Source organism: Streptomyces sp. NPDC014734 (assembly GCF_043083325.1).
Classification (GTDB): domain Bacteria; phylum Actinomycetota; class Actinomycetes; order Streptomycetales; family Streptomycetaceae; genus Streptomyces.
In genome coordinates, this window is sequence record NZ_JBIBYN010000036.1 from 17,608 (window position 1) to 37,457 (window position 19,850).

At 68.0% G+C, this 19,850-nt stretch carries 21 protein-coding genes and 5 pseudogenes; 15 read left to right on the plus strand and 11 right to left on the minus strand.

Annotation, left to right across the window (positions count from 1 at the left end; translation table 11 throughout):
* The first annotated feature begins 128 nt into the window (after nt 1-128).
* Complete coding sequence (locus ACF1CT_RS35070; protein WP_391788070.1) at nt 129-1,034, plus strand: LysR family transcriptional regulator; 906 nt, start codon at nt 129-131, stop codon at nt 1,032-1,034.
* Between the two features lie 366 nt (nt 1,035-1,400).
* The gene (locus ACF1CT_RS35075; protein ID WP_391788071.1) at nt 1,401-1,850 is read left to right on the plus strand and encodes a helix-turn-helix domain-containing protein; all 450 of its coding nucleotides are present in this window, start codon (nt 1,401-1,403) and stop codon (nt 1,848-1,850) included.
* Nucleotides 1,851-1,887: 37 nt separating this feature from the next.
* Here the strand turns inward: ACF1CT_RS35075 and ACF1CT_RS35080 are convergent, their stop codons facing one another.
* Both ACF1CT_RS35080 and ACF1CT_RS35085 read right to left on the minus strand, forming a co-directional pair.
* A complete protein-coding gene (locus ACF1CT_RS35080) occupies nt 1,888-2,043 on the minus strand; it encodes a hypothetical protein (RefSeq protein WP_391788072.1) in 156 nt (51 codons plus the stop codon).
* A gap of 127 nt (nt 2,044-2,170) precedes the next feature.
* Complete coding sequence (locus ACF1CT_RS35085; protein ID WP_391788073.1) at nt 2,171-3,097, minus strand: TIGR03620 family F420-dependent LLM class oxidoreductase; 927 nt, start codon at nt 3,095-3,097, stop codon at nt 2,171-2,173.
* Between the two features lie 110 nt (nt 3,098-3,207).
* Between ACF1CT_RS35085 and ACF1CT_RS35090 the strand changes: the two genes are divergently transcribed.
* Both ACF1CT_RS35090 and ACF1CT_RS35095 read left to right on the plus strand, forming a co-directional pair.
* Nucleotides 3,208-3,801, plus strand: a complete 594-nt coding sequence (locus ACF1CT_RS35090; protein ID WP_391788074.1) for a TetR/AcrR family transcriptional regulator — start codon at nt 3,208-3,210, stop codon at nt 3,799-3,801.
* Nucleotides 3,802-4,308: 507 nt separating this feature from the next.
* Complete coding sequence (locus ACF1CT_RS35095) at nt 4,309-5,541, plus strand: IS110 family transposase (RefSeq protein WP_391788122.1); 1,233 nt, start codon at nt 4,309-4,311, stop codon at nt 5,539-5,541.
* 189 nt (nt 5,542-5,730) lie between these two features.
* Here the strand turns inward: ACF1CT_RS35095 and ACF1CT_RS35100 are convergent, their stop codons facing one another.
* Nucleotides 5,731-6,210, minus strand: a complete 480-nt coding sequence (locus tag ACF1CT_RS35100) for a CGNR zinc finger domain-containing protein (RefSeq protein WP_391788075.1) — start codon at nt 6,208-6,210, stop codon at nt 5,731-5,733.
* A gap of 104 nt (nt 6,211-6,314) precedes the next feature.
* Between ACF1CT_RS35100 and ACF1CT_RS35105 the strand changes: the two genes are divergently transcribed.
* The gene (locus tag ACF1CT_RS35105) at nt 6,315-7,181 is read left to right on the plus strand and encodes an alpha/beta fold hydrolase (protein WP_391788076.1); all 867 of its coding nucleotides are present in this window, start codon (nt 6,315-6,317) and stop codon (nt 7,179-7,181) included.
* Between the two features lie 100 nt (nt 7,182-7,281).
* Here the strand turns inward: ACF1CT_RS35105 and ACF1CT_RS35110 are convergent.
* Nucleotides 7,282-7,691: pseudogene (locus ACF1CT_RS35110) on the minus strand (ISAzo13 family transposase); the annotation flags it as partial.
* A 177-nt stretch (nt 7,692-7,868) separates the two neighbouring features.
* Here ACF1CT_RS35110 and ACF1CT_RS35115 point away from each other — a divergent pair.
* Nucleotides 7,869-8,150 carry a hypothetical protein gene (locus ACF1CT_RS35115; protein WP_391788125.1) on the plus strand — a complete coding sequence of 94 codons (282 nt, stop codon included), beginning with the start codon at nt 7,869-7,871 and terminating at the stop codon, nt 8,148-8,150.
* A 76-nt stretch (nt 8,151-8,226) separates the two neighbouring features.
* Nucleotides 8,227-8,592, plus strand: a complete 366-nt coding sequence (locus ACF1CT_RS35120) for a DUF4440 domain-containing protein (RefSeq protein WP_391788077.1) — start codon at nt 8,227-8,229, stop codon at nt 8,590-8,592.
* Between the two features lie 54 nt (nt 8,593-8,646).
* Here ACF1CT_RS35120 and istB read toward each other — a convergent pair whose 3' ends face one another.
* From istB to ACF1CT_RS35135, 3 genes are all read right to left on the minus strand, one after another.
* On the minus strand, nt 8,647-9,426 hold the full coding sequence (gene istB, locus ACF1CT_RS35125) for an IS21-like element helper ATPase IstB (protein WP_391788078.1): 780 nt from the start codon (nt 9,424-9,426) through the stop codon (nt 8,647-8,649).
* Nucleotides 9,427-9,522: 96 nt separating this feature from the next.
* Nucleotides 9,523-10,197 (minus strand): hypothetical protein, encoded by a 675-nt coding sequence (locus tag ACF1CT_RS35130; RefSeq protein ID WP_391788079.1) that lies wholly within the window; start codon nt 10,195-10,197, stop codon nt 9,523-9,525.
* Nucleotides 10,097-10,741 carry an enoyl-CoA hydratase/isomerase family protein gene (locus ACF1CT_RS35135; protein ID WP_391788080.1) on the minus strand — a complete coding sequence of 215 codons (645 nt, stop codon included), beginning with the start codon at nt 10,739-10,741 and terminating at the stop codon, nt 10,097-10,099. Before ACF1CT_RS35135 ends, ACF1CT_RS35130 begins: the two co-directional genes overlap by 101 nt.
* 106 nt (nt 10,742-10,847) lie before the next feature.
* Here ACF1CT_RS35135 and ACF1CT_RS35140 point away from each other — a divergent pair, with 106 nt between their 5' ends.
* A complete protein-coding gene (locus ACF1CT_RS35140; RefSeq protein WP_391788081.1) occupies nt 10,848-11,396 on the plus strand; it encodes a TetR/AcrR family transcriptional regulator in 549 nt (182 codons plus the stop codon).
* Between the two features lie 420 nt (nt 11,397-11,816).
* On the opposite strand, the gene ACF1CT_RS35145 is transcribed toward ACF1CT_RS35140, so the two are convergent.
* Nucleotides 11,817-13,391, minus strand: coding sequence for a TIGR03086 family metal-binding protein (locus ACF1CT_RS35145; protein ID WP_391788082.1), 1,575 nt, complete (start codon nt 13,389-13,391; stop codon nt 11,817-11,819).
* A gap of 105 nt (nt 13,392-13,496) precedes the next feature.
* Nucleotides 13,497-14,328 (minus strand): annotated as a pseudogene (locus ACF1CT_RS35150) (IS5 family transposase).
* Between the two features lie 87 nt (nt 14,329-14,415).
* Between ACF1CT_RS35150 and ACF1CT_RS35155 the strand changes: the two are divergent.
* The 5 genes and pseudogenes from ACF1CT_RS35155 to ACF1CT_RS35175 form a co-directional block, all read left to right on the plus strand.
* A pseudogene (locus tag ACF1CT_RS35155) lies at nt 14,416-14,919 on the plus strand (class I SAM-dependent methyltransferase); the annotation flags it as partial.
* 239 nt (nt 14,920-15,158) lie between these two features.
* Entirely contained in the window at nt 15,159-15,995 is an 837-nt protein-coding gene (locus ACF1CT_RS35160) for an alpha/beta fold hydrolase (protein WP_391788083.1), read from the plus strand.
* Nucleotides 15,996-16,067: 72 nt separating this feature from the next.
* Nucleotides 16,068-16,655 carry a TetR/AcrR family transcriptional regulator gene (locus ACF1CT_RS35165; RefSeq protein ID WP_391788084.1) on the plus strand — a complete coding sequence of 196 codons (588 nt, stop codon included), beginning with the start codon at nt 16,068-16,070 and terminating at the stop codon, nt 16,653-16,655.
* Between the two features lie 108 nt (nt 16,656-16,763).
* Nucleotides 16,764-17,462, plus strand: coding sequence for a type 1 glutamine amidotransferase domain-containing protein (locus ACF1CT_RS35170; protein WP_391788085.1), 699 nt, complete (start codon nt 16,764-16,766; stop codon nt 17,460-17,462).
* 119 nt (nt 17,463-17,581) lie between these two features.
* Complete coding sequence (locus tag ACF1CT_RS35175) at nt 17,582-17,725, plus strand: hypothetical protein (RefSeq protein WP_391788086.1); 144 nt, start codon at nt 17,582-17,584, stop codon at nt 17,723-17,725.
* A gap of 138 nt (nt 17,726-17,863) precedes the next feature.
* Here ACF1CT_RS35175 and ACF1CT_RS35180 read toward each other — a convergent pair.
* A pseudogene (locus tag ACF1CT_RS35180) lies at nt 17,864-18,184 on the minus strand (IS701 family transposase); the annotation flags it as partial.
* Between the two features lie 14 nt (nt 18,185-18,198).
* Here ACF1CT_RS35180 and ACF1CT_RS35185 point away from each other — a divergent pair.
* Nucleotides 18,199-18,900: pseudogene (locus ACF1CT_RS35185) on the plus strand (IS5 family transposase); the annotation flags it as partial.
* A gap of 14 nt (nt 18,901-18,914) precedes the next feature.
* Here the strand turns inward: ACF1CT_RS35185 and ACF1CT_RS35190 are convergent.
* Nucleotides 18,915-19,346, minus strand: a complete 432-nt coding sequence (locus tag ACF1CT_RS35190; RefSeq protein ID WP_391788087.1) for a hypothetical protein — start codon at nt 19,344-19,346, stop codon at nt 18,915-18,917.
* Nucleotides 19,347-19,611: 265 nt separating this feature from the next.
* Here ACF1CT_RS35190 and ACF1CT_RS35195 point away from each other — a divergent pair, with 265 nt between their 5' ends.
* Nucleotides 19,612-19,734 (plus strand): hypothetical protein, encoded by a 123-nt coding sequence (locus ACF1CT_RS35195; protein WP_391788088.1) that lies wholly within the window; start codon nt 19,612-19,614, stop codon nt 19,732-19,734.
* Nucleotides 19,735-19,850 lie beyond the last annotated feature (116 nt).

Here is a 19,850-nt window from a genome sequence, read left to right on the forward strand (position 1 = left end):
GTTGGGACTTTCTGGGTGGTGGGGAGCGTGAGACGCCCTGGGACCGGCCAGCGGCGACCTCCAGCGTCCCCCACCTCGCTGGTAAGGACCAGCGATGAATAATGGAGCAGATTCATTAGAATTTATGGATGGTCTTGTCTGATCTCCGCCGCCTGAGGATGCTTCGCGAACTCGCCGAGCGGGGGACCCTCGCCGCCGTGGCCGCCGCGATCGGCTACAGCCCCTCGGCGGTCTCCCAGCAGCTGGCAGTGCTGGAACGGGAAACCGGTGCCCGCCTGGTCGAGCCGGCCGGACGGGGAGTCCGGCTCACCGACGCCGGAAAGGCGCTCGCCCGTCACGCCACCGTCATGCTGAACGTCGCCGAAACCGCAGAAACCGAACTGGCGAACCTGACCCAGGAAGTCCGCGGCAGGATCCGAGCCGTGGGTCTGCAATCGGCAGCCCGCCGGCTTCTCATCCCCGCCCTGGTAGAAGTGGCACGCTCGCACCCACTCGTCGAGGTCGAGATCACCGAGCTCGAACTCGAAGTGGCCCTGCCCGAGCTGCGCCTGGGCACCGTCGACCTTGTCGTCAGCGACGAGTACGAAGGCTATCCCCGCCCGCGTCCCGACGGCGTGGACCATCACCTGCTCCTTCGCGAAGGAACACGACTGGTTCTGCCTGCAGGGCATCCACTTGCCGCCCGCCCCGGGCCCGTTGCTCCTTCCGCGCTGCGCCACGAGGTATGGGCTTCCTCAAACAGCGGTACCGGCCACCACGCAATGATCATCGGGACCTGCCGGACGCACGGAGGATTCGACCCCGACCTCAGGCACCGGTCCAACGATGCCGACGTCCAGCTCGAACTCGTTCGCCGCGCAGGCGCAGTGACCCTGCTGCCCGACCTGACCCTGCCAGCCACAGACCCGTGCCTGGCCATTCGCGACATCGCCGGTACCAGCCTGACCCGACGGCTCTACGCCGTGATCCGCCAACAGTCCCCAACCTCACCAGCGCTCAACACCTACCTCGAAGCCCTGCGCCGGCAGAGCTGATCCTGCCTGCGCCTGAACTCCGGTCGCCGGAGTGATCTCCATGGGTCTTACGGCTCGAACGGCCGCCACTGGCCGAGATGCCGATGCGGGTGGGGTGGACGGGCTGCCGGGTGAGGCGGCGAGCCATCAGCGTGACGGCCGCGAGGGTGAGCATCGCCTCGGCGCAGAGCATCGCAACGGGCACCGACAGTGCCCTCTACGCAGACCGCACAGGAGAACCGGATTCGGGCTGACACCCGAAGGGTTCCCGCCTGTCGGCAAACGACGGCACCCTCAAGTGATCAACGCACCACCCACGGATGATCATGTGATCGTGGAGGCACAGGTGCGTGACTACGGGTTCTCGCCAGCTCAGCAGGAAGAGATTTGGAGACGCCGGCGCGAAGGGCAGTCTTCAGCCTGATCGGGCGGGCGCTCGGGGCACCGATGCAGCACGCTCGTCGCTTCCTGTACCAGAGCGGCGGCGTCCGCCTCGCCCCGCAAACGCGGTCAGAGCGGCATCTGAGTGGTCGCGAGAGGGAGGAGATCTCTCGCGGCATCGCGGCGGGAGAATCGGCCCGGCAGCTGGCCAAGCGGCTGGGCCGATCCCCTTCGACCGTCTCCCGCGAGATCGCCCGCAACGGCTGCCGAGACCGCTACGGGCCGCCACCGCCGATGCAGCCGCCTACGGACGCGGTCGTCGGCCCTTCAAGCTCGTCGAGTCCGCCCAGACACGCCGACGCGATCACCGGCGCCCACCTCGTCGCCCTGGTCCGTGCGGGCGCCGGCTTCGAGAAAGGCCTCCTGGTCGAGCGAGAGCAAGTCACCGCGGCTTGAAGCACGACACGTTTCCGGCAGTCAAACCTACGACGGATCAGGATGCTGCGGCCGGGAGCCGAAGGGTCGTCGCGATGTTGGACGCCAGGCCGGTCACTGCGTCCAGCACCAACCGGTGATCGGTCCACGGGGCGAACTTCTCCGGCAGCCGTTTCTCCGGCAGCCGTTTCTCCGTCTCCCGTGTCGGCGCCAAGAAGTCCTCGATCCCATGGGGGCGGCCTGCCAACCGCCGACGAAGCACCACCGGATCCGAACGCGCTACCTCGATGAACGCCACCGCACGGCATGACGATCCGCCAGCGGCCGCCCCTGGTCGCGCGTCACTCATGCTGTGCGGTGGGCAGGAGAGCAGCAGCCAGCTCGCGCCACTCGCGTTCGGGCAGTGAGGTGGTGTCGGCGGTGAGTACTTGCAGGCAGACGTGGTCAGCTCCTGCGTCGAGGTGCTCCTGAACGCGTCGGCGGATTGCTTCTACTTCCCCGTAGGCAACGATCGCGTCCGCCAGCCGGCGGCTCGGGCCGCCGACGATGTCCTCGTCGCCGAAGCCGAGCCGTCGTACGTTCGCTTCCTGATGCGGTGCCGAGAGGTAGCCGGCGACGTGCGCTGTGGCCACTTCTCGGGCGCGACTGAGGTCGGTCTCGAGCACCACTGCCTGCTCCACAGCGAGGAGAGCTTTCGGTCCCATGATCCGGCGCGCCTGTTCGGTGTGCTCGGTGGACACGAAGTAGGGGTGCGCGCCCCAGGTGTGTTCGGCGGCCAGTTGAAGCATCTTCGGGCCGAGGGCGGCCAGTACACGGCGTGGAGCCGGGTCCGGCATGGGGCCGTGGGCGGGTACCGCGTCCATGGCCTGCAGGTAGGCGCGCATGGTGGTCACCGCCCTGCCGCGGGCCGGTACGGGGTAGCCGTCCAGTTCATGGACGGTGTCGTCGACGCGATGTCCGCCCAGGCCGAGTACGTAGCGTCCGGGGAACGCCTCGCCCAGCGCACGTGTCGCGGTAGCGGTGGCGATCGGGTCCCGGAACGCGATGTTGGCGATGCCGGAGGCGACGACGATGCGCTGTGTCGCCGACAGCAACAGCCACGCCTGGCCCACTGTGTCGCGTCCGAACGCCTCCCCGTACCAGATGGCCCCGTAACCCAACTCCTCGATCTCCGCGACCGATTCGCGTACCCGCCCGGCAGGCTGTCCATCGTAGGCAGAGGTCCAGATCCCGACTCGGCCCAGCTCGGTCCGTCCACTGACTGTCATCCGCACTCCTCAGACCAAGGCATTCCGGAGAGGTTCTCCGTTTGACGCAAGCTACTATACGGAGAGGTGCTCCGCTTAAATTCCCCGAACTCGACCGAAAGAACGGGACGATGACGACCACACACGGGCACGTCCCCGCGCGACGACCGCGGCGTACCGATGCGCGACTCAACCGGGAACGTCTCATCGCCACGGCGCAGGAAGTATTCGCCGAAGCCGGACCAGAGGCGTCTCTCAACGAGGTCGCACGCCGAGCCGGCGTCGGCCCGGGGACCTTGTACCGTCACTTCCCGAACCGCTCCGCTCTGCTGACCGCGGTCCTCAGGGACCGGATCGAGACGCTGTGCGAGCTGGCCGAGACGCTGTCCTCATCGGAATCCGCCGACGACGCGCTGACACAGTGGCTGCGCGCGTTCCTCGTTCATGCCAGGCTCGGCCAAGGACTGGTGGGCGCGTTGATGGTTGAGGAGCCGGTCGCGCTGGGGCTCGACTGTCATCGGCTGATCCTGGACGCGGCAGCCGATCTTCTTGCCCAGGCTCAGCGGCGGGGAACGGCGCGCGCCGGCCTGACCGCCGACGACCTGGTCCAGCTTGTCGTCGGGATTGCGCTGTCCACAGCTCGCAGCCACGACGCGGAACAGCCCGACCGGCTGCTCACTCTGGTGCTCGATGCCACGTACGGGACACCGCTTCAGAACGAGTGATTACAGCGATGCCCTCTGCGCGTCAGCTTGTACCTGCCTGTGCACGTCAACCCGAACGCCGACAGCATCCACAGAATCTGACAATTACTCCAGCACGTACCGCTGCAGGCGGCCAGTGCGGTCCGTGTCCGGTCCGGCCGAGCCCGGTGCGCACGGTGTGAGGCAGTACGCCCGCCTGCGTGAGCGGCTGTCCCGGCTGGTCCCGCGTTCTTCCGCCGCCTCGCCCACACGCACGTGCGTATCCCGCGATGCCGCCGGTACGTACGGCCGGAACGGGGCGGGGGCCGACGGTGTCGACCGTGTCCTTCCTCACCGCTCCTGACCGCCCGCCCTCGCAACGGTGCCGTTCAGTCCCTGCTGGAAAGAGGGACCCGCAGCTCGACACGAAGCCGGATGGTGGCGTCGATGGGCCAGGCAGTTTGCGGGCGTCAGGTCTGCATGACGTGGATGCGCGAGCACGACACCGAAGCCGAGGTCAGCCACGGTCAACTCCTCTGGGAGGGTGCGATGTTCGACATCGGCAATGCAGGCGTCTTCCTCGGCATGGACGTCGGTAGGAGCGCCCACCACGGGCACGGGCTCACCCCGGCCGGCAAGAAGGTCTTCGACAAGGCCATGCCCGACAGCGAGCCGAAACTGCGGGCGGTCTTCGACAAGCTCGTCGCGAGGTTCGGCATCGTCCTGGTCATCGTCGACCAGCCCGCCTCCATCGGCGCCCTCCCGCTCACGGTGGCCCGGGATACCGGCTGCAAGGTCGCCTACCTGCCCGGGCTGGCGATGCGACGGATCGCCGACCTCTACCCGGGCGAGGCCAAGACCGACGCGAAGGACGCCGCGGTCATCGCGGACGCCGCCCGCACCATGCCGCACACCCTGCGCTCGCTGGAACTCACCGACGAGATCACCGCCGAGCTCGCCGAGCTCGTCGGCTTCGACCAGGACCTCGCGGCCGAGGCCGCCCGCACCTCCATCCGGGTACGCGGCCTGCTCACCCAGTTCCACCCCAGCCTGGAACGCGTCCTGGGCCCCCGCCTCGCCCACCAGGCAGTCACCTGGCTCCTGGAGCGCCATGGTTCCCCGGCCGCACTGCGCAAAGCCGGCCGCCGCCGTCTCGTCGAGGTCATCCGCCCCAAGGCCCCGCGCATGGCCCAGCGGCTGATCGACGACGTCTTCGACGCCCTCGACGAGCAGACCGTCATTGTGCCCGGCACAGGCACCCCCGGCACCGGCACCCCCGACATCGTGATCCCGTCCCTGGCCCGTTCGCTGGGAGCCGTCCACGAACAGCGACGCGCTCTGGAGGCCCAGATCAACACCCTGCTGGAGGCTCACCCTCTTTCCCCGGTCCTGACATCGATGCCCGGCATCGGCGTCAGGACCGCCGCCGTCCTGCTGGTCACCGTCGGCGACGGCAGCAGCTTCCCCACCGCCGCCCACCTCGCCTCCTACGCCGGCCTGGCGCCCGCCACCAGGCAATCCGGCACCTCGATCCACGGCGAACACGCACCCCGCGGCGGAAACCGGCAGCTCAAACGCGCCATGTTCCTCTCCGCCTTCGCCTGCACGAACGCCGATACCGCCTCCCGCACCTACTACGACCGCCAACGAGCCCGCGGAAAAACCCACACACAGGCCCTCCTCCGCCTCGCCCGCCAACGCATCAGCGTCCTGTTCGCCATGCTCCGCGACGGCACCTTCCACGAAGCCCGCCAGCCCAGGACCGCCACCCTCACCGCATGAACCCCACACCCACAAACCACCCCAAACCCGGCACCATAGGGTTGACGAAACCCATAGAGGCCCCCCCAGAGGACGGACCCCTGGCCACGAGGTCGAGAGCTCGCACAGACGTTCCCAGGCCGGAGGGTGTCAAGAGGTCTGCCGGCAAGCCGGACGTCTCGTTCCGCTCGCACCGAGTCCGGGGACGGGTCAGCGGGTGCGTTCATAGTGACGGCGCGCCTTCTCACGGTTGCCGCAGACGGCCATTGAACACCAGCGGGCACGGTTGGCGCGGCTGCGGTCGAGCAGGAACAGCCGGCACTCGTCGTTGGCGCAGGGGCGCAGCCGACCTGGCATCCGCTCCTCGGCGGCGGCCCAAGCGAGGACCATCTCCACAGCCAGCCGGGCGTGCGGGGGAGTCCGGACCGTCCACCGAATGCCGTCCGACGTGACCTCCGGGGACTGGTGGACCCCTTCGAACAGCGGGCCCAGCGCGGCGGGCGAGCTGTTTCCGCACACCACGTCCCGCAGGATGTCCCGCGTCTCGCGTAGCACCGCCAGTTCCGCCGGGCTACCGTCGCCGCCGTGCTCCCGCGCCCAGCGCATACCGTCGGCCGGGTCTCCGAGTGCGTCCCGTTCCTCGCCGTCGACGAGTGGCCTGCTGTTGAGCAGGTCCAGTAGCGCATCCATCGAGCATTCCCTCTCTCTAACCAGATTGAGCCACTTGACAGGTTAGATCATCCATGCTTGCATGGCGAATGGCTAACCAGATCAAACATTCAAAGGGGTTAGATGTGAGCTCGGTGCACCACCGGACAGCCACTGTCGACGGTCATGAGATCTTCTACCGCGAGGCCGGCCCCACCGACGCCCCCGCGATCGTCCTGCTGCACGGCTACCCGACCAGCTCGTTCATGTTCCGCGAACTCATCCCGCTGCTGGCCGACGACTACCACATCATCGCGCCCGACCACCTCGGCTTCGGCCACTCCGACGCCCCCTCCATAGGGGAGTTCACCTACACCTTCGACGCCCTCGCCGAAGTCACCTCCCAGTTGCTCGACCAGCTGGGTCTGGACCGCTACGCCCTCTACGTCCAGGACTACGGCGCCCCCATCGGATGGCGTCTCGCGCTCAAGCACCCCGAACGGATCTCCGCCCTCGTCACCCAGAACGGCAACGGTTACGAGGACGGTTTCGTCGAGTCGTTCTGGAGCGACCTCTGGGCCTACGGAGCGAACCCCGGCCCCGACACCGAACCCGCGGTCCGCGCCGCACTCGGCATCGACGCCATCCGCTGGCAGTACGTCCACGGCGTACCTGACCCGAGCCTGGTCAGCCCGGACACCTGGGAACACGACGTCGCCCTCGTCTCCCGCGAGGGCAACGACGAGGTCCAACTCGCGCTGTTCCGCGACTACCAGAACAACCGCCCGCTCTACCCGCTGCTGCACGAGTTCCTACGCACCAGCGAGGTACCGGTGCTCGCCGTCTGGGGCCGCAACGACGAGATCTTCGGCCCGGAAGGCGCCCGCGCCTTCGCCCGCGACGCCAAGGACGCGGAAGTGCACCTGATTGACGGCGGCCACTTCCTACTGGAGAGCCACCTGGACGTCGTCGCGGGCTACCTCCGCGGCTTCCTCGGACGGGTGCTGGGATAGAGACAGGGCCGGGTCCGGAGACAGAGCCTTCGCAGGCCACCGCGCCACCCCGACCGACTCGGCCGTACGTCACTCCCCCAGGCGCGGGTTGGAAAGAGGGAAGGTCGGCGACGGTATCCGTCAAGGCGCAGTGTCCCTGCGTGGCGAGCTCGTCGGTGAGTCTGCGGGGGGACTTCGCCGTCCAGCGCAGTGGCGACATCTGATCCCCAGGCATGTCTGGCTCGACCAGCGCCAAGAGCGCGGGACTCTGTTCTGGATTCGCCTCGACCGCCCGCCACCTGAGCGGCGGACCCGGCCCAGCGGTTCCGCCCTGTCCTCTCACTCGTTCACGCCCTGGTGGACTGCAGTCTCGCTGAATTGGGCCGCCTGGGCGACCGCCCAGATCCCCCGTGTCCCAGGATCCGGGCTTCAGCCCTCATCAGCCGACGACGCTGCCGCTCGTCCAGATGCGGGAACAACACGTGCGAACTTCAGGCCGAGTTGCTCACGGACCACGCCAGATATGCGCATACCACACCAGCGAGCCGAACCATGGGTGTCGTCGTCGGCTGCCTGCTCGGCATCCACCAGAACACCGCCGACACCTGGCAGCGCCTCGCCTGCCACGATCACACCGATGCCGCTGAGATCACTCAACACCAATGATTCAGGATTTCCCGAATGCAGGACTCGATGCACTGTCGTGGCATGCTGACACTCACCGCTGACGTCGGGGCGCTGGTGCGGTCTCGTCAGCCCGAACACGGCCCGGAACTAAGGGTTCGCGGGCGGGAAGACAGCCGAGCGGATCGGCGAAATGCTGAGTACGTGGTCGAGCATCTCGGCGCCCCTGGTGCAGTCCTGATCGTGGACGACACAGGCTTCCTGAAGAAGGGCACCTGGCTTCGTTCACGTCTGGCGGGAGCATTTGTGCATGAGTTCCGGAGGAAGTTGTCGATCACGGCGGCGGAAGATGTTCGTGAGTTTTGACGGCGCCGTCGTGCCGTCACCGCGTCGACTGATCAATTCGCTGTGCCTCGACAAGCGGCGTCCGTAGGATTCCCGCATGACGGATGAGCGTGAGCGGGCCGTGCAAGCGGCCATTGATGGGGAGATGCGGCTTCTCGATCCCGAGGTGCGGGCTTCGCCGGACCGTGTCCTGGAGCTTCTGGATCCGGAGTGGACCGAAATCGGGGCTTCTGGACGCCGGTGGGATGTGGGGTCGATCCTCACGGTCACGAGCAGCGGCTCGGTGTCCGCGGAGGCTCCGGTCGAGGTCAGCGAGATGTCCGGAGTCGTTCTCGCTCCGGGCGTCGTTCATCTGACGTACTTCGCCGACCATCAGGGCCGTCGGGCATGGCGGAGTTCCTTGTGGCGTTCGACGGAGACGGGCTGGCGGATGTACTTCCATCAGGGCACTTTGACCGGTTGATGAGGTGAGACCGCCGCCCGTAAAGGCGGCGGTCTGCCAGCTGACCAGGCGGATTCAGCTGGCCATGGCTGACGCCTCCACTCGCGCGCGGGTGCTGGCGAGGCGGTAGGAGTCGGTGCCGGTCTCGATGATCGTGCCGTTGAAGGTCAGGCGATCGACGATGGCCGCGCAGAGTCGGGGATCAGTGAAGGTCTTCGTCTTCGTCCAGCCACCGAATGACTCGTTCGAGGCGATCGCGACGCTGTGCTTCTCCTCGCGCTCGGTCGGCACCTGGAAGAGGAGTTCGGCGCCGTGACGGTCGAGTTCCATGTAGCCGAGCTCGTCAATGCAAAGAAGATCGACGCGGCCGTAGCGGGCGATGGTCTTGTTCAGCTGTTTCTCGTCGGCGGCTTCGACCAGCTCGTTGACCAGCTTCGTGGCCAGCGTGTAGCGGACCCGGTAGCCCTTCATGGCGGCCTCGATGCCCAGAGCGATGAGCATGTGGGACTTGCCGGTGCCGGAGTCGCCGATCAGGCAGAGCGGCTGACTCTTCTTGATCCATTCACAGCTGGCGAGGGTGTGGACGGTGGCCGCGTCGATGTTCGGGTTGGCGTCGAAGTCGAAGGCCCGCAGGGACTTCTCCCGGGGGAAGCCTGCGGCCTTGATCCGTCGTTCCGAACGGCGCCTGGCCCGGTCGTCGTACTCGGTCATCAGCAGCTCGGCGAGGAAGCCGCGGTAGGTCATCTGATCCTTGATCACCCGGTCGGCGATCTCCTTGAACTCGTTGCGGATCGACGGAAGCCGCAGCAGGCGGCAGGCGGTGTCGATCGCGGCGTCGGCGGCCTGCTCGGTCAAGCCTCGCTGGCGGGGTAGCGCCGACCCGCAGGGCGGTGGCCAGTCCCGCGACGACGTGCTCGTGCGCGAGGTGACGGTTCAGCAGCAGGACCTCGATCAGCGCCCGGGTGCCGTCCCGCTCGCCGTGAACCTTGCGAGCCTGGGCCCACCAGGCGTCGTGGACGGGGTGAACTTCCCTGCCGACCGGGCCTGTTCCAGGGGTGTGGCGCCGGGGAAAGCGCCGGGCTTGCGAATGAGGGCTTCGAGATAGTGGTCCGGGTCCAAGCGCAACCCGCCCTTCGCGATCAGCCTCTCGTGACGGGCCACCTCGACGTTCCTGTCGTAAACCACCAGGTGAGAGGCGTGTAGGACGACACGCACCCGCTTGCCGATGAAACGGGTCGGGACCGGGCAGCGGTTGGTTCGGACGTTGATCTGGCTGTATCGGTCGACCCGTGGCGTGAACAGCCGGCCTGTCTCGAAGGGCTCCTGAGGTAGCGGCATCAGCAGCGGCTGCTCGACGGCGAAGTACTCGTCGACGGTCCGCGGCCGCGAGCCGGTCCGGCGGTGCCCGTCGTGCAGATCCCATTGCTCGACCATCTCGTTCAGCTCGGCGAGGGAGTCGGCTTCCGGGACCGGGGTGAAGTGGTTGCGGCGGAAGCAGCCGATCATTCCCCCGACGCCGCCCTCCTCATGGGCGCCTTCGATGCCGGGGCGGCAGTAGAAGCTCTCGATGTTGAAGTGCGAGCGGAAGGCGATCCAGCGATCGGTCTCCACTCTCGCCCGGCTCAACCCCAGCACCTGGGCAACGGCCGACTTCAGGTTGTCGTAGCGGCTCTTGGTCCGGGGGACACCGCCCAGCGTGCGAAGCGCGTGCACATGCCCTTCGAAGAACGCTTCCTGACCGCACGAAGCGAACACCCGGTGAACGGTCGGCGAAGCGCATGTCCGCGGCCATCGCCAGTTCGGCGCCGCCCGCGCGGGCGTAGCCGCGCACCTTCGCGATGGTCACCTGCGACAGGGTGCGCAGCCGCTCGTTGAGCTGCTGGAGCGGGTTGAGGGCCGGGGCGGCGCCGGGGTCGGGGTCGGCCAGGACCATGAGGCTGCTCGGATCGAAGGACCACTCGAAGTCCGCGTGGGCGGAGAAGAACTCGGGGTTGGCCGACTGGAGGACGATCACCGTGATGTTCTCGTCGAAGGCCACCTCGCCGGCGAACGCCTTGAGATCGCCGGCGAGGGTGGCGTCGACGGTGTTCACCGGCGGATTGTCGATGGTCGCCCGGGCGATCCGGTCCTCTGCGCGGACCACCAGGGACTTGTAACCGCTGTAGCTCATCGCTGTGCTCCTTCGGGCGGGCGTGGCAGCACACCCGCCAATTTTGTTTAGCGGGCATTACAGAAAGACCGGTAGCGCGTTCTTTAACGTGCGATACAGTTTTGGCATGGCAGGCAGACCAAGGACCTTCGACAAGGACGCGGTGCTCCGGATGGCGATGCGCGCCTTCTGGGAGCACGGATACGACGGAGTGAGCGTCGCGCAGGTGTGCAAGGAGGCGGGGATCGCCGCACCGAGCCTGTACGCGGCCTTCGGTGACAAGAACGCGCTGTTCGAGAAGGCGTGCGCGCTCTACACCGAGCACCTGGACGAGGACCTGGACCGCGGCCTTTCGGCACCCACGGCACGGGAGGCGGTCGAACGCCTGCTGCGGTCCTCGGCCGAGCACTTCACGGCGCCCGGACAGCCCCCCGGTTGCCTCGTCATGGGCGAGCCGCGACTGACCGAACAGCGCGGCAGGACACGCGACATGATCCGGGCACGCCTGTGCCGGGCCGTCACGGAGGGAGAACTCACCTCCGTCGCCGAGGCCGACGAGATCGCCGCGTTCGTCGACACCGTCCTGGCCGGCATGGCCGCCCTGGCCCGCGACGGCGCCGACCGGACCCGTCTCCTGGACGCGGCCCGCCGCGCGACCCGGGCCTGGCCCGTATAGCGACCACCGGGTCGGCGCCGCGGTAGCCGCCGTCGGCGATCACCATGGCGCCGGCGTCGATGACGACTTGGTGGTCGCGGAGTACCGGCACTTCTTCGACTGCTCGGCGACGGACCGAGGCGATCACCCATGCGGTCGGCGCACCGAGTCCCCATCGCCGCGCTGCAGCGCGGGGATGCGATCGCCCCACCATCCGGTCCACACTCCGGTGAGCGGAGGCGGGGGCACGGATACCAATCCAGTCCCGGGCTGGGCGGCGGGGGCCTGCCCCCACCAAGGCAGTTGCCCTAGAGGTCGCGCAGATAGGCGGTGATGAGGCTCTCTACCGGAATCCCCACCGGCGCCCCCTGGTTCGCGGACCTGTTTGCGTTCGCCACCGTTCAGTCCACGAGTGTTGACTGCTGGGCTGGGGCCTGGAGGTCAGCTGACGGTGCGGCCGAGATAGCCGGCGAGGTGATCGAGGGCGGACACATCGTGGGGCACAGGCTGGGGCGGGGCGAAGGAACCGCCGGGCGTCCGCGGCAGGACGCCGTAGATCTCCCGTACTACCGGGAGGGCTGACTCGGCGAGGTCCGGGACGAGGTCACGCGGGTGTCCGATGGCCGTGGCCAGGTCCCAGCCGTGCACCAGCATCTCGATGGACAGCTGCTCGACGAGCCGCCGGCCCGGCGCGGGCCCGTACCGCTGGTCGAGCATGCCGGGGCGGCGGAAGGCGGCCAGCGAAGCCTGTGCGGCGGCATGGAACGCTTCCGTGTGGTCCTTGCCGAGGTGGTCGGCGGTGACATCGGAGCGAGGGGCGCCGTTGGCCAGGCCGGCCCAAAGCAGGTTCTCCCAGACCAAGTGGTCGAGCAGGGCCCGCACATCCCACCGTGCGCAGGGCGTCGGCAAGCCGAACTGGTCCGGACCGACGGCCCGGACGAGATCGGCCACAGCGGCGAGAACCCTGGTGCAGGCGTCGAGCACTCCGGCGGGCTGCCATGCGTCGGCCCCTGTGCCGTACAGGGGGCTGAGCTCCTCGGCCCGGGCGCCGGGAGTGGGGTTGGTGCGCAACGCGGTCCTCAGCCAGTCCCCGGCCGCCGCCATGCTGGGCTGTACAGGCCAGCCGTTGATGATGCACATCAGCTGCCAGTACCGCTCGACCTTGGTGTCGCAGGCGGCTTCGAGCTGGTCCAGCAACGTGTGACGAGCCTGTGCGCCGTCGGTGTGCACGGCGTTGCGGGTGTGCGTCTGTGTGGGGATCCAGGCGGTGACGATGGCGGCGACCACTTGGTCGGCGGCGGGTGAGTCCGCGGCGATCCCGTCCTGTATGGCTGTGTTTACCCGCCGCGTCCAGTCGTCGGTGAGCTGCCGGACGTCTCGCAGCGTGCTCTCGTCGTGGTCGCCGGGGGCATGCTCGGCGGCATACCGGGCCATGCGCCGCACTCCGGTGCGCAGGGCCGGGTCCGATACCAGTTCGCTCAGTTCGATCCAGGCGTCGACCTGCTCGTCGGTGGGATTGTCGGGAAGAGCCGGGGTGGCGGCCAGCAACCCGTGGCGGATGGTTGGCACGTCCAGGTCCGCGAGGGCGTCGGTCACGAACTCGTGAATGAGCGTGCGTCGTTGGGCTGCGGACAGGTGGGCGGTTCGGGTCATGAAGGCGAGTCCTTCGGCAGTGGCGGAACGGCGGGTGACGGAGCGCAACACCGCCTGCTGCGTGCGCAGCGCGCGGATCTGCACCTCCAGCGCGTCGGCATGGGCCGTGGCCACGTCCGTGAGCGTGTGCTCGCGGTCGAGGACATCACGGATCTGCGGCAATCCCAGCCCAAGGTCCCGTAGGGTCTGTGCCAGTTGCAGACGGGCCAGGGACTCGGATCCGTAAAGGCGGTATCCGGCGGTGGTCCGCCCGGCAGGTGGCACCACCCCGGTGTCGGACCAGTGCCGGATGAGCTTCACCGACAGCCCAGTCTTCCGCGCAATCTCCCCGATGCCCCACAAACCCGCGTCGCCGACGTGCATGCACCCCACCTTCAACTCTCCCACGGTGGGAGAGTCAACCAGGTCCGACGTCCGTCCGCGCTTTGTTCGAGGAGTCCCAACAGCGGCAGCAGGTCATGGTCGGCGTCAAGGGCGTGCATCCCAACGGTGGGTGGTCCAGGCCCGGCGGAATGAGACTACGGATGGTGATGATGGTGTCGGTGAGGTCGCAGAAGGCTTCGATGACGCTGCTTCGACGTTCGTACCAGCGTGCGAGCCGGTGAATGGCGTTCTGCCAGGCGTGGGTGCGTTCGACGTGCCATCGCCGGGTGGCCTGGAGCGGTGCCTTGGTCCCTTTGCGGGCGATCCGGCCGTGCAGTCCCCGCTCGCCGAGCACGGCACGCGACGCGGCCGAGTCATCACCGGCGTCGAGGTGCACGGTGCACTCGTCGGGCAGTGGCCCAAGTTCAGCCAGCAGACCGAGTGTTGGCGCCAGGAGCGGGGAGTCGTGGCGGTCGGCGCCGACGAGGACGCGGCCAAGGGGGATGCCGTAGCCGTCAGTCATGCCCGAACCCTTCATGCCCTGCTTGCCCCGGTCGACCGGTGAGCGTCCAGCTACCTCCCCGCCGCCGCGGGCCCTGGTGATGGCTCCGTCCACGGCAACCTGATCGAGGACGAGACCGACGACGCGGTCATAGGCGTCGAGCGCGATCTGCTTCAGCCGGGCAGACAGCCCCAGGACCATCCGCTCATCCCGACGGTTGCGGATCGTGGTGGCCGAGCAAGTGCAGTCCGCGATCGCCTCGTAGGAGCAGCCGAAGCGAAGAACTTGCAGGAGCTTGTCGAACACGTTCCTGTCGCCGATCCGACGCCGGTGGCAGCCCAACGGGTGGGCCGGATCGAACTTGCTCCGCTGCGGCAACAGGACGGCGAATTGATCCCACAGCGGTTCGGTCAGCCACGATGGCAACGGAGGCACAGGTCTCCCGTGATCACAGAGCGTTGTACTCCATGATCACGGAACCTGTACCTGCCCGTCTGCCCGTCTGTCAGCTGGCCCCCACTCGTCACCGGCAAGCGCGTCCTCGAACTCGGATGCGGCGCCGGCCAGTGGTCCAGGGCGCTTGCCGCCGAGGGCGCCACCGTGGTCGGGCTCGACCTGTCCGAAGCCCAACTCGCCGCAGCGGCCCGCGCGATGGGAGCGGCCCGCTACCCGCTGGTGCAAGGCGCCGCCGGACAACTCCCCTTCGCCGCCGACACCTTCGACCTGGTGTTCTGCGACTTCGGTGGGCTCAGCTGGGCACCTCCGCACCTGGCCGTCCCGCAGGCCGCACGCGTCTTGGGCCGAGGCGGGCGCCTGGTGTTCAACGTCGCCGGCCCATGGTTCGAAGCTTGCTACGACGAAGCCGCCAGCCGCGTGACCACGACGCTGCAGCAGGACAACGTCGGGCTGAACACCGTCGCCGAAGACGACGGCGCGACCAGCTATCAGCTCACCTACGGCGACTGGGTCAAGGTCCTGCGCAGCGCTGGTCCCATCATCGACGACCTCATCGAGCCGAGGCCCGACTGGAGCCCGACCAGGAGATCCGCGCCCGCCAAGGTGAAAAGACCGCGAGAGTCCCTCACGATCTCCGCCCGGCCCATCGCTTCGCACCGCATCCCGAGGCGCCGACAATACGGGCAGTCATACGGCGCCCCCCTCGGCCGACTTCGGTGATGGTGGGGGTTGCGGGAGAAGTAGACCGGTCGTATAGTCCTGGGTGCCGGAACGCGACAGACATAGGATTCCCGGAAGGGGAAGGCATCATGGGGCGCATCAAGGTCGGCACGGAGAACAGCACCGACATCGAACTGCACTACGAGGACAAGGGGAGCGGGCAGCCGGTCGTCCTCATCCACGGGTACCCGCTGGACGGCAACTCCTGGGAGGGGCAGATCCCGGCCCTGCTGACCGCCGGCCACCGAGTCGTCACCTACGACCGGCGCGGCTTCGGCCGGTCGAGCCAGCCCTCGACCGGCTACGACTACGACACGTTCGCCGCCGACCTGCACACCGTCATGGAGAAACTCGACCTGCACGACGCGGTCCTGGCCGGTTTCTCGATGGGCACCGGCGAGGTCGCCCGGTACCTGTCCACCTACGGCTCCGGCCGGGTCGCCAAGGCCGTGTTCCTCGCATCACTGGAGCCGTACCTGGCCATGACCGACGACAACCCCGACGGCGCCGCCCCGCTCTCCTTCTTCGAGGGCGTCTCCGAGGCGGTGCAGAAGGACCGCTACGCCTTCTTCACCGACTTCTACGCCGACTTCTTCAACCTCGACGAGAACCTGGGCACCCGGGTGAGCGAGGAGGCCGTACGCAACGCCTGGAACGTGGCGGCCGGTGCGGGCCCGATCGCCTCGGCCGCCGCCCCCCTGACCTGGCCCACCGACTTCCGCGCCGACATCCCGCGGATCGACGTACCCACCCTGATCGTGCACGGCACGGGCGACCGGACCCTGCCCGTCGATGCCACCGGGCGCCGCTTCGCCAAGGCCCTGCCCGCCGCCAGGTACGTGGAGATCGACGGCGCCCCGCACGGGCTGCTCACCACCCACACCACCGAGGTCAACGAGATCCTCCTCGACTTCCTCCGCCAGTGACACGGGCCAAGACCCCGACATCCCGACACCACCGATTAGACGACTGGTCTAATGGGCGATAGGGTGAGAAGCATGCCAGCCGTTCAGGGCGACACTCGCCGCAGCATCCTCGACGCCGCCCAGCGGATCATGTCCCGCAAGGGATTCTCCGCTGTAGGCATCAATGAAGTCCTCTCCGCAGCCGGAGTACCCAAGGGGTCCTTCTACCATTTCTTCGGCTCCAAGGACGCCTTCGGCGAGGCGATGATGCGGGCCTACTTCACCGACTACCTGGCGGACATGGACCGCATCCTCGCCGAACCCGGCCTGACCGCGGCCCAGCGACTGATGAACTACTGGCAGAACTGGCGCGAGACACAGAGCGTCGACGAATGCCAGGGCAAATGTCTGGCCGTCAAGCTCGGCGCGGAGGTCTCCGACTTGTCGGAGACGATGCGGATCGCCCTCAAGGAAGGCACCACCGCCATCATCGACCGCCTGGAACGGACGATCTCGGCCGGCCTGGAGGACGGATCGGTCACCCTTGACGGCACCCCGCGTGACACCGCACAGGTCCTGTACGACATGTGGCTCGGAGCAAGCGTCATGGCCAAGATCCACCGCGACATCAGCCCCCTGGACACCACGACGACGGTCACCCGTCAGCTCCTCCACCTGTAACACCCGAGCCCAACCCGGGCCGGCCCGGCCCGGAAGAACCCGCCCGGACACCGGTCGCTTCCCACGCCCCATCAGAGACGACCGGTCTACTGCAAAAGGAGTCGCACCATGAAGGTCCTCATCGTCCTCACCTCGCACGACGAGCTCGGCACCACCGGCCGCAAGACGGGTTTCTGGCTGGAGGAACTCGCCGCCCCCTACTACCGCTTCAAGGAGGCCGGCGCCGAAGTCGTACTCGCCTCCCCCAAGGGTGGCAGGCCGCCACTGGACCCCAAGAGCAACGAGCCCGCCTTCCAGACCGACGAGACCCGCCGCTTCGAGGCCGACCCCGAGGCCATGGCGGCCCTCGCCCACACCGTCCGCCTCGACTCCGTCTCCGCCGACGAATTCGACACCGTCTTCTACCCCGGCGGCCACGGCCCCCTGTGGGATCTGGCCGAAGACCCCACCTCCGTCCGGCTCATCGAAACCGTCCTGCGATCCGGCAAGCCCCTCGCCCTGGTCTGCCACGCCCCCGGCACCCTGCGCCACGCCACCAACCCCGACGGCGCCCCCCTCGTCCGCGGCCGCAAGGTCACCGGCTTCACCAACGGCGAAGAAGCCGACGCCGGCCTCACCGACGTCGTCCCCTTCCTCGTCGAGGACGAACTCAAAAGGCTCGGCGCCCACTACTCCAAGACCGGCAACTGGCAGCCCTACGTCGTCATCGACGGCCTCCTCATCACCGGCCAGAGCCCCGCCTCCTCCGGCCCCGCCGCCGACGCCCTCCTCACCCTCGTCAACCAAGTGGATGACGCCCGCGCATAACCCACACCCCCAACCAGCGCGGCCCGACACACAGACCACTGACCCCGCCGGACCGGGACACCCACGAGGCCCCGGCCCGGCCGGGCCTCGCGGCACACTGATCAAGGAGAGCGACACCAGTGAAGGTCTTCATCGTGGGCATCGCCGGCGGCATCGGCAGCCGCCTGGCCCGGCTGCTGACCGCCGCCGGCGACCAGGCCGACGGGCTGTACCTCCGCCCGGAGCAGGGCCAACACCTCGTACTGCAAAGGTGCTTGTGCTGATGGGTGGCCGGTTCTATGGGCTGTGTCCGCGTCGTTTGTAGTGACTGACGCGGGCTTGGTGTTGTCGTCGGCGGCGCCAGTGTGACCAGTGCAGGATGTGATCGATCGGGGTGGGAACGCGGTCGTTGAGGCGGGTGATCAGGCGTCTGATTTCGGCGAAGCTGAGGTGGATGAGCCGGGAGGATCCGTTTTTGCTTCGTCTGTGTCCAGTGCCCGGGCTCGCAGGACGGTCAGGCAGGCATGGGCGGTCATGGCGAGGGTGATGTGGCGGTGCCGGCCGGGACAGCGGCGGACTTGGTAGTCGTCCAGGCCGCACTCCTGCTTCGCGCTCTGGAAGCATTCCTCGACAGCCCAGCGGCTGCCGGCGATGTGGATCAGCTGATCGAGCGTGGTGTCCGCGGGGCAGTAGGCGATGTAGGAGGAAATCTCGTCGGGGCGGCTGACGCTGCGGCGGACGATTTGAGTACGGACCGTGGGGTCGGGTGTACGACCTCTTCCGCCGGTGGCAACGGGACGGAACCTGGCAGCGGATCCTCACCCGGCTCCAGTCCCTGGCCGACGCGAAGGGCGCGATCAGGTGGGATCTGAGCGTCGACTCCACGGTCTGTCGCGCACATCAGCATGCGGCCGGTGCCCGCAAGCGGGGCGACCTGCAGAAGGAACCGCCGGGCGGTGTCTTCGCCGAGCCCGGAGACCACGGACCGGGAAGGTCGCGCGGCGGGTTCACCACCAAGCTGCACCTGTCCGTCGAGCAGGGTCAGAAGCCCATGCCGATCGTGGTCACGGCCGGGCAGCGCGGGGACTCGCCGCAGTTCGAACCCGTGCTGGAGAAGGTCCGCGTGCCCCGCATCGGGCCGGGGCGGCCACGCATCCGTCCCCACCGGGTCCGCGCCGACAAGGCGTACGCCTCTCGTAGAAACCGCGCTTACCTGCGCCGCCGCGGAATTCTCTGCACCATCCCGGACAAGGCCGACCAGGCACGCAATCGCCAGAAGCTCGGCTCCCGCGGCGGCCGACCACCACATCTCGACCCAGCTGACTACCGCAAGCGTCACGCGGTCGAGTGCGGGATCAACCGCCTCAAGAGGCACCGCGCCGTCGCCACCCGGTACGACAAACTGGCAGTCCGCTACGAGGCGACCGTCCTCATCGCGGCCATCGACGAGTGGCTGTGATCGGCACCCCGTCGCTAGAGCTCGTAGTCCTGGGCCAGCTCCCCCCAGGGAATGCCGCGCAGCACAAGGTCGGCGTCCTCGCCCGACGGGACATCCAAGCCGGCCTGGAACCAGACCACGGTGAGAGCGGAACGGTGCAGCACCGAGTCGAGCTCAGGGGCGACTGCCGTCGAGCGGAAGGCCCCGATGCAGGCCACGGAAGGCAGCACCTCAACGGGGCCGAAGGCGCCGGCGGTCTGGTCCGGGTACTCACAGGAGGGTGGCACCAGATGGACCGGCGTGGAGGGAAACGCGCGTTCAGCCTGCCGCTGGAGGCCCCTGACCTTCATGTCATTGACGGGCTTGCAGGGGTAGCCCTCCAGCATCCCTCCGTAGGTCGAAGACATTCGCAGCTCGGTGAGCTCGATCGAACGTCCGGACAAGAGAGTCAGGTGGCTCAGCGACATGCCGACACCCTATGCACAAGATCCACTTTCGATACACGGCCTAGAGACGTACCCGATGAAATACGTCTCGCCTGGGTCCAAACGGGAAGCGCGTCGCACCTCGGATCCGCCCAGGATGATCTCTCTGCTGTCACCCGTGGACGACTTGACCTCATAGGGGTAGGTCGCGTTCAAGTTGGCGAAGGCTTACGGGAGTGGCGCCACTCCGCACGTTCCGCCCAATGTGTGTACAGAGGGTGATGGTGCATCGGATGCGGTGCACTCGATGCACCCGATGCCGGTCGTCAAGTTCCAGACGGCCGCGGTCTACCTCGGCTCCGCCGTCGGGGCTGTGGCGGGCAGTCGCCCGCTCGCTGCCGGAACCCGCGCGGGCGGCCTCGCCGGGTAGGCCGTCGTCCCGGCGGCAGTCGCGATCCTGCTCACCGGATGGCTCGGCTTGGCCGCGCTCCGCCGACGGACCGAACACCTGACCGCCGTCCCCGCGTGCGGAGCCACACCGTAGCG

What these genes read in the sequence shown, in the direction of transcription:
- ACF1CT_RS35070 (WP_391788070.1), top strand. Translation starts at nt 129, where the DNA reads ATGGTCTTGTCTGATCTCCGCCGCCTGAGGATGCTTCGCGAACTCGCC.
- ACF1CT_RS35085 (WP_391788073.1), bottom strand. Translation starts at nt 3,097, where the DNA reads ATGACAGTCAGTGGACGGACCGAGCTGGGCCGAGTCGGGATCTGGACC.
- ACF1CT_RS35090 (WP_391788074.1), top strand. Translation starts at nt 3,208, where the DNA reads ATGACGACCACACACGGGCACGTCCCCGCGCGACGACCGCGGCGTACC.
- ACF1CT_RS35095 (WP_391788122.1), top strand. Translation starts at nt 4,309, where the DNA reads ATGTTCGACATCGGCAATGCAGGCGTCTTCCTCGGCATGGACGTCGGT.
- ACF1CT_RS35100 (WP_391788075.1), bottom strand. Translation starts at nt 6,210, where the DNA reads ATGGATGCGCTACTGGACCTGCTCAACAGCAGGCCACTCGTCGACGGC.
- ACF1CT_RS35115 (WP_391788125.1), top strand. Translation starts at nt 7,869, where the DNA reads ATGCTGACACTCACCGCTGACGTCGGGGCGCTGGTGCGGTCTCGTCAG.
- ACF1CT_RS35120 (WP_391788077.1), top strand. Translation starts at nt 8,227, where the DNA reads ATGACGGATGAGCGTGAGCGGGCCGTGCAAGCGGCCATTGATGGGGAG.
- ACF1CT_RS35135 (WP_391788080.1), bottom strand. Translation starts at nt 10,741, where the DNA reads ATGAGCTACAGCGGTTACAAGTCCCTGGTGGTCCGCGCAGAGGACCGG.
- ACF1CT_RS35140 (WP_391788081.1), top strand. Translation starts at nt 10,848, where the DNA reads ATGGCAGGCAGACCAAGGACCTTCGACAAGGACGCGGTGCTCCGGATG.
- ACF1CT_RS35145 (WP_391788082.1), bottom strand. Translation starts at nt 13,391, where the DNA reads ATGCACGTCGGCGACGCGGGTTTGTGGGGCATCGGGGAGATTGCGCGG.
- ACF1CT_RS35160 (WP_391788083.1), top strand. Translation starts at nt 15,159, where the DNA reads ATGGGGCGCATCAAGGTCGGCACGGAGAACAGCACCGACATCGAACTG.
- ACF1CT_RS35165 (WP_391788084.1), top strand. Translation starts at nt 16,068, where the DNA reads ATGCCAGCCGTTCAGGGCGACACTCGCCGCAGCATCCTCGACGCCGCC.
- ACF1CT_RS35170 (WP_391788085.1), top strand. Translation starts at nt 16,764, where the DNA reads ATGAAGGTCCTCATCGTCCTCACCTCGCACGACGAGCTCGGCACCACC.
- ACF1CT_RS35190 (WP_391788087.1), bottom strand. Translation starts at nt 19,346, where the DNA reads ATGTCGCTGAGCCACCTGACTCTCTTGTCCGGACGTTCGATCGAGCTC.
- ACF1CT_RS35195 (WP_391788088.1), top strand. Translation starts at nt 19,612, where the DNA reads ATGCACCCGATGCCGGTCGTCAAGTTCCAGACGGCCGCGGTCTACCTC.